Annotated in this window: 14 protein-coding genes and 1 pseudogene; 3 read left to right on the top strand and 12 right to left on the bottom strand. The window is 51.2% G+C overall.

Translation table 11 applies throughout. From position 1 onward, the window contains the following. Nucleotides 1-201 precede the first annotated feature (201 nt). Nucleotides 202-735 (top strand): acyltransferase, encoded by a 534-nt coding sequence (locus tag HMPREF2871_RS05780; protein ID WP_049335816.1) that lies wholly within the window; start codon nucleotides 202-204, stop codon nucleotides 733-735. Between the two features lie 61 nt (nucleotides 736-796). Here the strand turns inward: HMPREF2871_RS05780 and HMPREF2871_RS05775 are convergent, their stop codons facing one another. The 10 genes from HMPREF2871_RS05775 to HMPREF2871_RS05730 all read right to left on the bottom strand — a co-directional run bounded on the left by HMPREF2871_RS05775 (nucleotide 797) and on the right by HMPREF2871_RS05730 (nucleotide 9,032). Further along, the gene (locus HMPREF2871_RS05775) at nucleotides 797-1,252 is read right to left on the bottom strand and encodes a four-helix bundle copper-binding protein (protein ID WP_049335818.1); all 456 of its coding nucleotides are present in this window, start codon (nucleotides 1,250-1,252) and stop codon (nucleotides 797-799) included. A 215-nt stretch (nucleotides 1,253-1,467) separates the two neighbouring features. Further along, nucleotides 1,468-2,322, bottom strand: a complete 855-nt coding sequence (locus HMPREF2871_RS05770; protein ID WP_036492138.1) for an amino acid ABC transporter substrate-binding protein — start codon at nucleotides 2,320-2,322, stop codon at nucleotides 1,468-1,470. Nucleotides 2,323-2,396: 74 nt separating this feature from the next. After that, nucleotides 2,397-3,128 (bottom strand): amino acid ABC transporter ATP-binding protein, encoded by a 732-nt coding sequence (locus HMPREF2871_RS05765; protein WP_049344970.1) that lies wholly within the window; start codon nucleotides 3,126-3,128, stop codon nucleotides 2,397-2,399. 1 nt (nucleotide 3,129) lies between these two features. Next, nucleotides 3,130-3,798, bottom strand: coding sequence for an amino acid ABC transporter permease (locus HMPREF2871_RS05760; RefSeq protein ID WP_049344971.1), 669 nt, complete (start codon nucleotides 3,796-3,798; stop codon nucleotides 3,130-3,132). Next, the gene (locus tag HMPREF2871_RS05755) at nucleotides 3,788-4,447 is read right to left on the bottom strand and encodes an amino acid ABC transporter permease (protein ID WP_003748035.1); all 660 of its coding nucleotides are present in this window, start codon (nucleotides 4,445-4,447) and stop codon (nucleotides 3,788-3,790) included. The genes HMPREF2871_RS05760 and HMPREF2871_RS05755 overlap by 11 nt, the downstream gene beginning before the upstream one ends. 164 nt (nucleotides 4,448-4,611) lie before the next feature. Further along, the gene (locus HMPREF2871_RS05750; protein WP_049344972.1) at nucleotides 4,612-5,826 is read right to left on the bottom strand and encodes an MFS transporter; all 1,215 of its coding nucleotides are present in this window, start codon (nucleotides 5,824-5,826) and stop codon (nucleotides 4,612-4,614) included. A gap of 301 nt (nucleotides 5,827-6,127) precedes the next feature. Next, the gene (locus HMPREF2871_RS05745; protein WP_049332858.1) at nucleotides 6,128-6,556 is read right to left on the bottom strand and encodes a hypothetical protein; all 429 of its coding nucleotides are present in this window, start codon (nucleotides 6,554-6,556) and stop codon (nucleotides 6,128-6,130) included. Between the two features lie 8 nt (nucleotides 6,557-6,564). Beyond that, complete coding sequence (locus HMPREF2871_RS05740; protein WP_049332857.1) at nucleotides 6,565-7,080, bottom strand: outer membrane protein assembly factor BamE; 516 nt, start codon at nucleotides 7,078-7,080, stop codon at nucleotides 6,565-6,567. Nucleotides 7,081-7,539: 459 nt separating this feature from the next. Further along, nucleotides 7,540-8,178 carry an MBL fold metallo-hydrolase gene (locus tag HMPREF2871_RS05735; protein ID WP_070629698.1) on the bottom strand — a complete coding sequence of 213 codons (639 nt, stop codon included), beginning with the start codon at nucleotides 8,176-8,178 and terminating at the stop codon, nucleotides 7,540-7,542. Between the two features lie 338 nt (nucleotides 8,179-8,516). Then, complete coding sequence (locus HMPREF2871_RS05730) at nucleotides 8,517-9,032, bottom strand: DUF308 domain-containing protein (protein WP_070629697.1); 516 nt, start codon at nucleotides 9,030-9,032, stop codon at nucleotides 8,517-8,519. A gap of 80 nt (nucleotides 9,033-9,112) precedes the next feature. Between HMPREF2871_RS05730 and HMPREF2871_RS05725 the strand changes: the two are divergent. Continuing rightward, nucleotides 9,113-9,670, top strand: a pseudogene (locus tag HMPREF2871_RS05725) (DNA ligase); the annotation flags it as partial. A 65-nt stretch (nucleotides 9,671-9,735) separates the two neighbouring features. Here HMPREF2871_RS05725 and HMPREF2871_RS05720 read toward each other — a convergent pair. Both HMPREF2871_RS05720 and HMPREF2871_RS05715 read right to left on the bottom strand, forming a co-directional pair. Continuing rightward, nucleotides 9,736-10,386: an HAD-IA family hydrolase gene (locus tag HMPREF2871_RS05720; protein WP_070629695.1), complete on the bottom strand. Its 651-nt coding sequence runs from the start codon at nucleotides 10,384-10,386 to the stop codon at nucleotides 9,736-9,738. 10 nt (nucleotides 10,387-10,396) lie between these two features. Next, a complete protein-coding gene (locus HMPREF2871_RS05715) occupies nucleotides 10,397-11,383 on the bottom strand; it encodes an RluA family pseudouridine synthase (protein WP_070629693.1) in 987 nt (328 codons plus the stop codon). A gap of 515 nt (nucleotides 11,384-11,898) precedes the next feature. On the opposite strand from HMPREF2871_RS05715, the gene HMPREF2871_RS05710 reads away from it, so the two are divergent. Then, nucleotides 11,899-14,796, top strand: a complete 2,898-nt coding sequence (locus HMPREF2871_RS05710; RefSeq protein WP_039861875.1) for an Rne/Rng family ribonuclease — start codon at nucleotides 11,899-11,901, stop codon at nucleotides 14,794-14,796. The last annotated feature ends 84 nt before the right edge of the window (nucleotides 14,797-14,880 follow it).

Here is a 14,880-nt window from a genome sequence, read left to right as displayed (position 1 = left end):
TTTCGTCAAGCGGATATTTTGCGTAGCGGGCAGTTTCGCAACAGGCGAGAACAGTTTAGAATAGAGTTTCAAACCAAATATTGTGTAATCGGGCTGTAATTCAACTGAAAAGAGGATGTAAAACCTCTTCTAGATGTGAAACTTTAAGAAAAATAATAGTCTGATTAATATTTACGCTTTTACGAACAGGAGACGGAATCCATGCAAAAAAGGATATTGACGCGTATTTTGCGTGTCTGGGGAGGAATGTTGCCTCCGTCTTATTGCAAACCATTCGGCAGAATTGCGCAAAAATTCCGCGCCGCTTTGGCTGCGTGCATTTCCCCAAACATCGGAAGAAACGTCAATATTGAAAAAGGCGGATATGTTTTTCCGGATACGGTAATCGGCGACAATTCGGGTATCGGCGTCAATTGCGAAATCTGCCACGGCCTGACCCTCGGCAAGAACGTGATGATGGGACCGGAATGCCTGTTTTATTCAACCAACCACAAATTCAACCCTGAAACCCGCCGCTTTGAAGGCTATACGGACATTCGCCCGATTGTGATTGAAGACGATGTTTGGATTGGTAGACGTGCGATTATCATGGGCGGCGTTACCATCGGTAAGGGTGCGGTAATCGGCGCAGGTTCGGTGGTTACTAAAGATGTGCCGCCTTATTGCGTGGCAGCGGGCAATCCTGCGATTGTTCGGAAAAATCTGCTTGATGAGCAAGAGCTTGCAGCCGAATAGCGTAAACAAAATAGCAAAATAAAAGGCCGTCTGAAATTCAGCCGGCCTTTTTTAATATTGATTAAGCAGCAATTTTTTCGCATTCTTTAATGCAAGCCAAGCAAGATTCGTAGCAGGCTTTGCATTCAGCGTGGTGGCCGGCGTGTTCTTTGCAGGCGGCAGAACATTGTTTGCAGGCTTCGATGCACACTTTTGCCAAAGACGGAGTCAGGCGTGAATTTTGGGCGGCGAGGTTTTGCAAGGTGCCGCACAGTGCCAGCATTTGGTTAACGCCGGCTGCGCAGTCTTTCATGGAGGTATCGCCTTCGCTCAACAGGGCAATGCAGTGCGCCAAACAGATTTGACCGGCTTCAACGCAATGTGCGGCCGCTTTGCGCGCAGCTTCGTAGGCGCGCGGTGCAGAGTGCGCGTGACCAGCATGACCGGCGTGGTGTGCATGGTCGTGAGCACGGGCAAAAGAAGCGGCGGCGGTGAGAGAGACAGCAGCGGCGCTGCCGATAAATTGACGACGGTTCATCATAGTTTCCTTTTTGCTTTGTAGAAATATCGGACGAATTATTTCATCCGTTATTAAAAGGTTATCATGTTATTCGTTTTTAAACAATGGGCCGTCTGAAGGTATCGATAACACGTTCAGACGGCCTGTTGTTGGATATGATATTTGTTTAAATTAATCACAAATCGGATAGCTGAAATACGGCCAAGTGACTTTTTGCCGAGAAAATAGTCGGTTTATTCCGCCAACAATTCTTCCGGTTTGACTTTCTCGCCATACACGGGTAAGAGGGTTTTTTCATAGGCGGCTTTCAGACGGCCGTCTTTTTTCATGGCGGCGATTTCGCCGTTGACCCAGTTCAGGAGGTCGGTGTTGCCTTTTTGAACAGCCGGGGCGATGAATTCGGCAGGGCCGAGGTTGCCGATGGCGACTTCAAAATTCGGGTTTTCTTTTGCCCATGCCCACAGCAGGGCGTTGTCGTGGGCGAGTGCTACGCCGCGGCCGTCTTTCAGCGCGTCGAAGGTTTCGGTATTTTGGTCGAATTTCAGCAGTTTGACTTCAGGATGGCTTTTGGTGAAGAAGGCGTCGGCGGTGGTGCCTTTGTTGACCAGAAGGGTTTGGTCTTTCAATTGTGCAACGTCGGTAATCGGTTTGTCTTTGGGGGAAACTACGCCCAAGGCCACTTTCATGTAAGGATCGGCGAAATCGACGGCTTCGGCGCGTTCGGGTGTTTTGGTGAAGTTGGCGAGGATGAGGTCGACTTTGCCGGAACGGACGTATTCGACGCGGTTTGCGGCCTCGGTCAGGACGAATTCGACTTTGTCGGGGCTGCCGAGCAGGTCTTTGGCCAGGTCTTTGGCGATTTCAACGTCAAAGCCTTGGTTTTTGCCGTTGGCGTCAACATAGCCGAACGGAGGCTTGTCGCCGAATACGCCGATACGGATGACGCCTTTTTCTTTGATGGCGGCAACGGTTGCTGCGCCGCTGCTTTGTGAAGATTGGGCATCGCCGGAGCCGCCTCCGCAAGCAGTCAGGCCGACGGCGATGGCGGCGGAGGCGAGGAGGGCTTTGAATTTGGCGTTCAATTGCATGAGTGTTTCCTTTTCAAATGTTTGGTTGAAAGTGGAGGCCGTCTGAAAAAGGGTTGGACGGCCTGAAAATAAAATCAGTAGTCCATGCCTGCCAAGAATTGGCGGGCGCGTTCGCTTTTCGGGGCGGAGAAGAAGGTTTCGGGGTCGGTCGATTCGACGATGCCGCCTTTGTCCATGAAGACGATGCGGTCGGCAACTTTGCGGGCAAACCCCATTTCATGGGTTACGATGAGCATGCTCATGCCTTCGCGGGCGAGTTCTAAAACCACTTCCAAAACCTCGCGCACCATTTCGGGGTCGAGTGCGGCGGTGATTTCGTCCAGCAGGATGACTTCCGGATTCAGGCACAGGGCGCGGACAATGGCGATGCGTTGTTTCTGGCCGCCGGAGAGTTCGCGCGGATAGGCGTTTTTGCGGTCGATCAGGCCGACGCGTTCCAACAGTTTGTCGGCTTGTGCCTCTGCTTCGGCGCGGTTGCGGTTTTGTACTTTCACCGGGCCTAAGAGGATGTTTTCGATGACGGTCATGTGGGCAAACAGTTCATAGCTTTGAAAGACCATGCCGACTTTTTGCCGGGCGGTTTGCCAGGAAACGTCTTTGCCGAATTCGCCGACCCCGTCCATCACGATGCTGCCGCCTTGGTGCGGCTCCAAACCGTTGACGCAGCGCAGGAGGGTGGATTTGCCGCAGCCGGACGGGCCCAGCAGTACGATGACTTCGCCTTTTTCCAAGTCCAAGTCTAAGGATTGAATGGCGGTTACGTTGCCGTATTGTTTGTGCAGGTTGCGGATGCTCAGTAAAGCCATGTCAGTGTTCCCATTTTTGTTCAAGTTTTGCCGCCAGCAGCGACAGCGGCCAGCAACAGAAGAAATACAGCATAAAAATCAGGCCGTAAACCCAAAATGAAGCATTGGGTTGCGTCAGCAGCGAGTTTTCGATGATTTGCTGGCCGACTTTGACGACTTCGATGACGCCGATAAGGGAGGCGAGCGAGCTGGTTTTGATCATGCGCGTAAACAGATTGACGGCGCCGGGCAATACGCGGCGGATGCTTTGCGGCAGCTCGATGTAGCGGAATACCTGCCCGCGGCTCAAGCCGAGTGCCAGGCCTGATTCGACCTGGTGTTTTTCAATCGATTCCAATGCGCCGCGGACCAAATCGCCCATTTCGGCGATACCCCACATGGTAAATACCCAGACACAGACCCAAAATCCGTCGATGTGGATGCCTGTCCAGACGGATAGGCCGAAATACAGGCCGAACAGCCACACCAAAATCGGCACGATTCGGATGGTTTCGAGATAAAACCGTCCGATAAAGCGGATGAGCCGGTTGCGCGAACGCAAAACCAAGCCGAACAGCGTACCCAATACGCAGGAAGCGGCAACGGAGGCCAGGGAAATCTGCGCCGTTAACAACAGGCCTTCGCCCAAGCGTGCCGCGTTTTGTCCTTCAAACAGCCAGTCAAACACCATATTTTGCACTCCGTACGCGGTTTTCGGCCCAGCGCGCCAGAAGCGAAACGGGCAGAAGGATGATCAGGTAGCTGGCAAACAGCAGGAACAAGGCTTCGTTGGTTTTGTAGTCCATGCCGATGATGTCTTTGGTAACGAACAACAATTCTGCAATGCCGACCGCGCTGACGATAGATGTTTCTTTCATCAAAAACAATACGTTTGCGCCGATGGCGGGAACGGCGACCGCCCATGCCTGAGGCAATTCGACATAGCGGAACACTTGAAAGCGGCTCAAACCGATGGCCTTGCCCGCTTCGATCTGTCCTTTGGGGACGGCCAAAATACCGGCGCGGATGGCTTCCGCCATATAGCTTGCGCCTAAGAAAACCAGTGCGATCACGCCGCAGGTGAAACCGTCCCATTTAATGCCCATTTTCGGCAGGCCGTAATACAGGAAAAACAATTGGATCAGCAGGGGCGTATTGCGCGACAGCTCGATATAGGCGCGTGCCAATGCGTAGAAGGGGCGGATGCGGTATGCCGTAACCACGGCAACGGGCAGGCCGAACAGCAACGACAAAACGACGCCATATACCGACAATTCCAGCGTCAGCTTTGCCGCATCGACAAATTTAGGGATGGCATCGATCAGATAAGACCAGTTCATCAGAGTCAGACAATCAGCATGATAAAGGCAGTATTTTAACGGGTTTGTAAGAGAGTGTTAAATAATGGATAGGAATATCGATTGTGGATAAAACATAAAAAATGGAATAAGGCAAAGGCCGTCTGAAACGTTTCAGACGGCCTTAGAATGTCAAGGTTTCCGCGTCAGGCGGCAGCCGCTTTCCGTTCATGAATCAGTAAATTCAACAGGGCGGCCGTGCCTGCCAAGACTGCGTCGGCGTACCACATCCAGCCGTAATCGTTGAAGCGCGTGATGACGATGCCGCCGATGTACGAACCCAAAAAGCCGCCGATTTGGTGGCTCAACATGGTCAACCCGAAGAGGGTGGCCAAGTAGCGCGTACCGAAAAGTTTGCCGGTAATGGCGGCGGTGGGGGCGACGGTTGCCAGCCAAGTGAAACCGAGTCCGGCGGCGAAAAGATAGAAGTTCAAATCGGTTTTAGGGGCGGCCAGATAAATCAATATCATGGCGACACGCGAAGCATATAAACCGAAGAGGACGTATTTGCCCAAAAATCTGCCGGTACACCAGCCTGAAAAAATACAGCCAGCGATGTTTGCCAAACCAATAATGGCAATGGAGGTCGAAGCGACCGTAGCAGGGAGGCCGCAAAGTGAAATTTCGGTTGGCAGGTGGGTAACCAAAAAGGCGATGTGGAAACCGCAGGTAAAGAAACCCAAATGCAGCAAGATATAGCTGCGGTTGGCGAAAGCCTTGCAGACGGCCTGCTTCAGGGTTTGGCCGTCGTCGGTATGGACGGTATGAGCAGCATGTTTGCCGCCGGCCAGCCACCAAGAAATCGGCAAAATCAAGATGGCAATGACTGCCCAAACGTAAAATGTCCCCGTCCAGCCGACGTGGGGGAGGGCAATCAAACCTTGAACCAGCGGCGCGAACAAAAATTGCCCTGCGGACCCGCCTGCATTGACCAGGCCGGAAGCCAAGCCGCGCCGATGAGGCGGCGTTTTGGCGGCGACCTGTCCCATAATGATGGAAAATCCGCCCGAACCCGTACCGAATGCCAACAATAAACCGATACCCAGCATCAGCCCCCAATAAGTCGGCATTTGCGGCACCATCAGACAGGCGGCAATCAATAGAACCGTCCCGCCGGCTAAAACCTTAAACGCGCCGAAACGGTCGGCCAACGCGCCGGACAAGGGTTGCGATATGCCCCACATCAATTGGAAAACGGCAATAATCAGGCTGAACTGGGTCATGCTCAATTCGGTCGAGTTGACGACGGGCAGGACAAAAAGCCCTAAAGTCATCCTCATGCCGATGGTAATCAGCAGGATGGAGGCGGCAGCGGCGATCAGCAGCCACAAATTGGGTAATTTGGCAGAAGAATCGGTCATGATGTTTGTGTATGTAAGGGGCAGGGAATAAAAGCTATTCCTGCCACTATATTATTTATTTGATTTCTCGGCGAGCCGATATATAAACGCGCGATTCTAGCATTGGGCGGGAAACGGCATAAATAACCGTTGGTTCTTTGGATATGGTAAAAAGTGATATGGTTTGAGGATGAATTGAGGATGAAGCGGTCAAATATTCTTCGTTTGGTACTGACGGAGCAAGCAAATTGCCGTTGAATTTTCGTTTGAGAAGAAAGGCCGTCTGAAAAGTTTCAGACGGCCTTTGTTTGACTGACTTACATCAGATGATTTCCAGAATGAAATACTGACGCAGTTTTTCGTACACATTATTTTGTACGTTGATACAACCATTGGTTATGATGCGGTCGGCCACATGAGGAGAAGCGATGCGTTCCATGCGTCTTTCCTGCGGCTTGAGCGTCCATACCCTGTGTAACGCAAACAGAAAGTCATTTTCTTCTTTGAAGCCGATAACCTCGCCACCGTAACCCGGTTTGCTGGTCATCATCGGCGTCATATTGAATTTGCCTTTCGGCGTGGTCTTGCCAATCAGTACCGGATGGCACTGACCGTCATCGGCAAAGCAAAGCTCCGCCTTAGCTGTATTGACCACAACTTTTTTACGCTGGATATAGTCACTGACAGCATCGGCAGCAGCCAAAGAATTCAGACCTGCTGCCAAGGCTATACCCAATAGGATCCGTTTCAAATTTGTCCTTATTGACGGATGCGTTTAGGAGCTTCTTTAATGATCTCGCGGATGATCACTTGAGGCTCTTGTTTAGGTGTAGGTGCTGGAGGAGGACATACAGCATCTTTAGGGAATACTGGATTCCAGAAGAAGCTGCGTGCAAATTTGTCTTTGTCGAAGATCACTTTGTATTGACAAGTAGTGATGCCTTCAACGCCGGAAGTGTTTTCAGGGTCAACTCCTACGCCTGGGGTGTAGAAGTGGAACAGGTAGTCCCATTCACGCACGCCAACCATGCCTTCGTCGTAGTGAGGACGGCCGAGGATTTTGTAGATGTCGTCTTTGGTCAGACCAGGACGCATTTGATCCAACTCGTCAAAAGTCGGGAATGTACCACGGTCTTTGTTGAAGGTCAGAGAGTAAGGTTTAGGGAAGCGTGGCTCGTCGGTAGTGCCTTCAGGAGTGATTTTGCTCTTAGTAGCACAGGCGGCCAGCAGGCCGGTAGCCAGCAGGACGAAGCCCACTTTTGCGATTTTTTTCATTTGATAATCCTTTTATTGATTTTACCAGCCGAACTTTTCAGACGGCCTGTTAGTGCCGGCAGCGAGTTTGCCGGTTTACCCAAATAATGTTGTGCTTCTTAAAGATGTACCCGACGGTTTGACAAACAGAACATCGGCACATTCCGGCAGGGCATTGCGCCTCATCTCCGTTGTATCCGCCTGAATCGGCAGAACCGTTCAGACGGCCTGACTGACATTTATTGTCACTTTGTAACAATTTCACTGCGAGTAAGGCTTGGGGTTTAGAGATGTCCAGTTTTCGATAAATCAGGTTGTATTGCGTAATACCTTGTTATCTTTGTGCTTTAGTTCATTTTGGCATTTGCCGGAGATTAGGTACTTAATCTTTCGGGTGTTATCCCTGCAAATTGTATGCCAGTTTTCCTTTATGCGCATAATCTGAGTATGCCAAAATGTTGGCTTTATACAACATTCATATTAGCGAACCAGAAACGGATTGTACCTTTTCTCATGCTCGATACTGGTCATGCGACCGTGCCCGGCTATAACTTGCGTGGTTTCGGGCAGGGTTAATAGTTTAGCGCGGATATTGTTTATGAGGTCATCATGATTGCCGCGCGGAAAATCTGTGCGACCAACGGTCTCATAAAATAAAACATCGCCTGCGACTAAAAGCCCGTTTTCGGCGTTGTAAAAAACGACTTGTCCGGGAGTGTGGCCGGGAATGTGGAGGATTTGGAAGCTATGGTTGCCGACCTTGAGCGTTTCCCCTTCTTCCAGCCAGCGTGTCGGCGTGAATGACGGAGAAACAGGGAAACCGTATTGCGCCGTTGTTTGCGGAAGGGCTTGGAGCAGGAATTCGTCGTCTTTGTGCGGGCCGAGAACAGGTACGTCGCAGGTTTTCAAAAGCTCAACCACGCCGCCTGCATGGTCAAGATGGCCGTGGGTCAGCCAAATGGCGGTCAGCTTGAGGCCTTTGTTTTGGACTTGTTGCAATAAATAGGGTACATCGCCGCCGACATCGGTCAAAACGGCTTCTTTGGTTTCATCATCCCAAATCAACGTGCAGTTTTGACGGAAGGGGGTAACGGCATTGATTTCAAATTGGAGTGCCATGGGTGTTCCTAGGGAATGCTTATTTAATGTTGTTTACATTTCAGACGGCCTTTTGTTATTATGCATATATAATAAAAAAGCAAGTCTGGAAAAGTGTCTTATGAATAATGTAATGCGAACCATATTACGCTAATGTTAGAGCGTTTTGGGCTAGTTGCTAAATAAAAGAGCTAGAAAAGCGTCTAACCACTTGCAAATGTAGTAGGCGAATACATTTACCATGACGGCTAGCCAAAACAAATAAAATAGCTGCCACAAATACGAAATAGACATCGTAATTTATGACAGCTATTTGGCAGTACCTGGTCGATCTTATAGTGTAATTATTTAGTTATATTCTATTTTTTAAAAGCCTCACCGATGGAATAAATTCCGTCAAATAAGAAACCGAAAGCGATAAAGTAGATAAATACCTTACCGGAAGCAATCGGCTGGAATATGAGTAATAGGCCTAATAGTAAAAGAATTAGTGCAAGCCATTTTGCATTACGTCCCATGAGTGATACCATGCTGTCGGACTTTCTTGATTTAATGAAAATGATGATAGCATCGATTACCATCCAGATGCCGATTGTGATCGGGAATACTAACGGTAGGAATGCAAATCCGCCGCATACGAGAAAGATACCGAATAGAGCATTGATAATACCGCTGATGAGATACCAGCCGCTACGCAATTCAGGGGGTAACATAAAATAATTTATAATGGAGCTGACTGCACTGACAAAAAAGATAATAGAAAATAGCCAGGCAAAAGCCATGAGATTAATAACGGGATTTAAGAGTAAGAATATCCCCAGGATAATGCTTAAAATACCCGATAAAATAAAGAAAAATTTGCTTGAACCACTCATAATAATTCCTCCAATCTTTGGTACTGCTTATTTACAGTATTCATGAAATCATGGGGGATGTCAAATTGTAACGATAAAGACGAGGGCGGTTTGAGCAAATTTCCGCGATGGTGCGTTCTGCCTCGGGAAATTGGGACGGCATCCGTTTGCATGTTTTTGATGTGCCGCAGGCGCAGGGTAATCTGTATCAGCGGCTGGAAACGGCTTCGAAATGGCTGAAATCACACCCGTCGGCACGGTTTACGGTTATTCCGCAAGTCAAGGTGCGCGACAAACAGCATGCTTTGGATTTTTTGAAACAAGTTGAAGCGCTGGGTGGGGAAGGGGTGATGCTGCGTCAACCTGAAGCCCGTTATGCAAGCGGTAGAAATGGGCAGCTGTTGAAGCTGAAAAGTGAATATGATGATGAATGTACGGTAACGCGTCATTATGAGGGCAAAGGGCGCAATGTCGGGCGTTTGGGTGCGGTAGGGTGTAAAAACCGATATGGCGAGTTTCGTATCGGCAGCGGTTTTAAGGATAAAGACCGCGACCATCCGCCGAAAATCGGTGCGCTGATTACTTACCGTTATCGTGGTTTTACGCAAAAGGGAACGCCGAAATTTGCAACATTTGTCAGGGTGCGCTCGGATCGATAAAACAAATTAAAGGCCGTCTGAACATAGGTTTCAGACGGCCTTTAATATAGATGTTGCATAGCCTTTTATAAGGTTTCCAATACATCAGGCAATTCGGCCAAGCTGTTGAGCATGGCGACATGGGGCATGGAGGAAAGCTGTTTGGCAGTGTGCGCGCCGGTGGTGACTGCGATGGCGCGGATTTTGGCATTGGCGGCCATTTCTAGGTCGTGGGTGGTGTCGCCGACGACGACGGCCTCTTTCGGCTCAACACCCAGTCGGTCGCAGAGGGCGAGTACCATATCGGGTGCGGGTTTGGACGGATATTCGCCGGCGCAGGCGGTTTCCAGCCAAAAGGCTTGGGTGTCGGTTTGTGCGATGGCTTTGTCTAAGCCGCTCCGCCCTTTGCCGGTCGCTACGGCAAGCCAATAGCCTTGTTGCTTCAAGCGTTGCAGGCAGGGCAGGGCTTCGGGGAACAGGGTCATGTTGTGATTGTTGGGATTGAGGTAGTGCGCGGCATAGGTCTCAATCAGGGTTTCTTGAACGTGTTCGCTGACGTTGTGGGCAAGGCGGCGGATGATGCCGGAGAGGCTGTATCCGATGAGCGGACGGATTTGGTCGGCTTCGGGAACGGGCAGGCCGCAATCGGCAAAGCTTTGCTGAAAGGTGTGGATGATGGGGTTGGTGGTGTCGGCAAGCGTGCCGTCCCAGTCGAAAATGATGAGTTTGGGTTTCATGGGTTTCCTTTTAGACGGCCTTTTCCTGATTTTCCAGCATTAAAACAAATTGCGCCAATTCTTGCGGCAGGGGGGCTTTCAGGATCAGTTTTTCGCCGGTCAGCGGATGGGCAAGGTGCAGCTCGGAGGCGTGCAGGAACATTCTTTTCAAACCGAGTTTCTGCAGGCGTTTGTTGGCTTGATAGTCGCCGTAGCGTTCGTCGCCGGCAATGGGGCAGTCTTGCGATTGCAGGTGGACGCGGATTTGGTGGGTGCGGCCGGTTTTCAGGGTGGCTTCGACAAAGGTTAGGTCGGACAGGCCGACTTGGTGCAAAAGGCCGTCTGAAAAACGGTTTAACACGCGGAAGATGGTGTGGGCGGATTGGCCGTCTTCGCTGACGCGCACCATTTTTTCGCCTTGTGCGCCGGTGTATTTGAACAGGGGGAGCTTGACGTGGAAGCGGTCGTTCGGCAGCCTGCCGACACACAGCGCGAGATAGATTTTTTTCGGATGGTCGTTGCGGATGGCTTCGTGCAGTTTCACCAAGGCGCTGCGTTTTTTGGCTATCATCAAAAGGCCGCTGGTGTCTTTGTCGAGGCGGTGGACGAGTTCGAGATAACGCGCTTCGGGACGGGCGCGGCGGATTTGTTCGATGACGCCGAAGCTCACGCCGCTGCCGCCGTGGACGGCAACGCCGGACGGTTTGTTGATGACCAAAAGCGCATCGTCTTCGTAAACGATGTCAAATTCGCGTGCCGGCGCGGCCTGGCTTTCAGACGGCCTTTGTTTTTCAGCGGTGCGTATCGGCGGAATGCGGACGGTATCGCCTGCCTGAATGCGGTTGTCGGGTTTGCAGCGTTTTTTGTTCAGCCGCACTTCGCCGGCGCGGATGATGCGGTGGATATGGCTTTTCGGGACGCCTTTGAGGATTTTTATCAGATAGTTATCAAGGCGTTGGCCTTCCTCGTGTTCGGCAACGGCAATCAGGCTGACTGAATCTTTGCGTATTGCGTGCATTTTCTCTATAATCCCAAACGTCCGTTTCGGGACTCGAACCTGCCGTCGCAGGCCGTCTGAAACGGATTTATTGTTAAAACGAGATTTTATATTAAAAACGCACTCCGCAAAGCATTTCCTTGTGTTTGTTCAAAGCCGGCAAACGCAATCCCGTAATTAAGTTTGAATTGAACCTGCCGTCCGGCCGGGCGTAAGACGCAGTCCGCGCAGCACCGTCCGAAATTACCGGCGCTACGATAATAAGAAGATGTAGGCTGCCTTAATTTTGTCCGAAGCATCAGCATTCGGACGGCAGCGGAACCATCAACCTTTCCGCCGCATTGTTCTTTATTTCCTTCTTTATCCGAATCCGTCCGCACATGGCTTGAGTTCAAGCATGCAACCTTGCGGATTTCAAATCAAATACTGGTTACACGGGGATTTTCCCATCTTGCCTTTGAAGAGTGCCAACCGGACAGACAGGCCGTCTGAAAAAGATATTCACAAATCAAACGGCCGCTGTTCACGAGGTGACTATGAAAAGAATGTTATTCAACGCAACGCAGGCCGAAGAGCTGCGCGTTGCCATTGTCGATGGCCAAAACCTTTTGGACTTGGACATCGAAACGCTGGGCAAAGAACAGCGTAAAGGCAATATCTACAAAGGTATCATTACCCGCATCGAGCCGTCGCTGGAAGCGTGTTTCGTCGATTACGGAACCGACCGCCACGGCTTTTTGCCGTTTAAGGAAGTATCGCGTTCATATTTCCGCGACTACGAAGGCGGCAGGGCGCGTATTCAGGACGTGCTCAAAGAGGGCATGGAAGTTATCGTCCAAGTCGAAAAAGATGAGCGCGGCAACAAAGGCGCGGCACTGACCACCTTCATCAGCCTGGCCGGCCGCTATTTGGTATTGATGCCGAACAACCCGCGCGGCGGCGGCGTATCCCGCCGTATTGAAGGCGAAGAGCGCCAAGAGTTGAAAGCCGCCATGGCCGAACTCGACATTCCGAACGGTATGAGCATCATCGCCCGCACCGCCGGCATCGGCCGCAGCGCGGAAGAGTTGGAATGGGACTTGAACTACCTCAAACAGCTCTGGCAAGCCATTGAAGAAGCAGGCAAAGCACACCATGACCCTTACCTGCTCTTTATGGAAAGCTCGCTGCTGATTCGTGCGATTCGCGACTATTTCCGTCCCGATATCGGCGAGATTTTGGTGGACAATCAAGAAGTTTACGACCAAGTTGCCGAATTCATGAGCTACGTCATGCCGAGCAATGTAGGCCGTCTGAAACTCTATCAAGACCACACGCCGCTGTTCTCCCGTTTCCAAATCGAACACCAAATCGAAAGTGCGTTCTCACGCAGCGTCAGCCTGCCTTCCGGCGGCGCGATTGTGATCGACCATACCGAAGCCCTGGTTTCCATCGACGTCAACTCTGCGCGTGCCACACGCGGCTCGGATATTGAAGACACCGCGTTCAAAACCAATATGGAAGCCGCCGAAGAGGTCGCCCGTCAAATGCGCCTGCGCGACTTGGGCGGTTTGGTCGTCATCGACTTCATCGACATGGAAAATCCGAAACACCAACGCGATGTTGAAAACGTCCTGCGCGACGCGCTCAAAAAAGACCGCGCACGCGTGCAAATGGGCAAACTTTCGCGTTTCGGCCTTTTGGAGTTGAGCCGCCAACGTTTGAAACCGGCTCTGGGAGAAAGCAGCCATGTTGCGTGTCCGCGCTGTGCCGGTACAGGCGTCATCCGCGGCATCGAATCCACCGCCCTGCACGTTTTGCGCATCATTCAAGAAGAAGCAATGAAAGACAACACCGGCGAAGTACACGCACAAGTGCCTGTCGATGTTGCCACCTTCCTGTTGAACGAAAAACGCGCCGAGCTGTTTGCGATGGAAGAGCGCTTGGATGTGAACGTCGTCCTGATTCCAAACATCCACTTGGAAAATCCGCACTACGAAATCAACCGCATCCGCATTGATGACGTAGAAGAAGACGGCGAACCGAGCTACAAACGCGTTGCCGAGCCGGAAGAAGACGAATCCGCCAAACCTTTCGGCAGCGAAAAAGCCAAAGCTTCCCGTCCTGAGCCAGCTGTCAAAGGCGTACGCCATACCCAGCCTGCACCGACTGTCGCCCCTGAGAAAAAAGCCTCTTGGTGGGACAGCTTCAAAGCTTGGTTGAAACGCATTTTCGGCGGCGAGCCTGCACCTGTCGCAGTTGCTCAAGAGCCTGCCGAAAAACGCACTACAAACAACCGCAGCCAAAACAGTAACCGCCGTTCAAACAGCCGCCGTCAAAATCCACGCCGCAACAACAAAAACGACGGCAGCAAAGTCGAAGTGCGCGAAGTGAATGCCGAAGCTGTCGACAGTAAGTTTGAAGAAAACAAATCAAACGAAAGCCGCAACGACGAGCGTAAAGACACCCGCCGCAACCGCAACCGTAACAACCGCCGCGATGATCGCAACAACGAGCGCAATCGTGTTGAGGAAGTGGTTGAAGACGTAAACGTTCAGGAAGTGGCTGCACTGGCTGAGATGCCGTCTGAAAACCAAGCGGAACAAAACGGCAATAAACGCCGCCGCAACAACAGTCGCAACGAGCGCAACCGTCATCAACCTGCGGAAAACCGTGTTGAGGACGTGAACGTTCAAGCCGATGGCGAACAGGCGCAAGTCGAAGCGGACGACAACGCCCGCAGCGAAGAGGGTGTGAAAAACAACGGCCGTCAAGGACGCGACTGCAACAACCGTCAGCGCAACAACCGTCAGCGCAACAACCGCAACGACCGCCGTTCTAACAGCAAAAAACGCAATATTCCGTCTTCAGCAAAAATCGAGCAATACCTGAACATTACCGATACCGCCGACAAAGTTCTCTTTGCTGTGGCGCATGTTTTGGGTTTGAACGAAACGGTTGAAGCTGCAAATGCGACATTGTCTTCTGAAAGCGATCAAGCCGAGCCGCTGGTGATTGTAGTATCCGAGCCTGAAGTGACCAGCGCAGAGCCATTCGTATTTGCGATTGAAAGCGAAGACGAGCCTGCCGTAGCGCAAACTGAAGGCGCTGATGCCGAACAAGCCCTGCTTGCTTCTGCAGTCAGCAATGTCAAAGAAGCCATTGCTGCGGTATTGTCTCCAAATGCAACGGCTACTGTTGCATCGGTTGAAGCACCAGCCGAAACTGTTGTCACACAAACTGAAGCCGTAGCTGAAGCAGCGCCTGTCGCAATCGTTGTGCCTGAGAGCTTGGGCGATTTGATCTTCGTTGAAACCGATCCGCAAGCCGTTGCCGCTTTTGCCGCGCAGCCACAACCTGAACCGGTTGCTAAAACACGCCGTTCGGATGTGCCTAAAGTAGAAGTGGAAGACACAGCAGTCGAAATGATTTTGGTGGAAACACGCAAAGACTAAGATTGGTTTTCCAGTTAAAAGCCCGATGTTGAACGCATCGGGCTTTTTTACAGGAGAAGTGCTACGACTATAGGGAATAGTTAA

The sequence above is a fragment of the Neisseria sp. HMSC067G12 genome (assembly GCF_001812725.1).
Classification (GTDB): Bacteria; Pseudomonadota; Gammaproteobacteria; order Burkholderiales; family Neisseriaceae; genus Neisseria; species Neisseria perflava.
The sequence above is the reverse complement of the archived record's forward strand: the minus strand, read 5'-3'. Positions and strand labels throughout refer to the sequence as shown.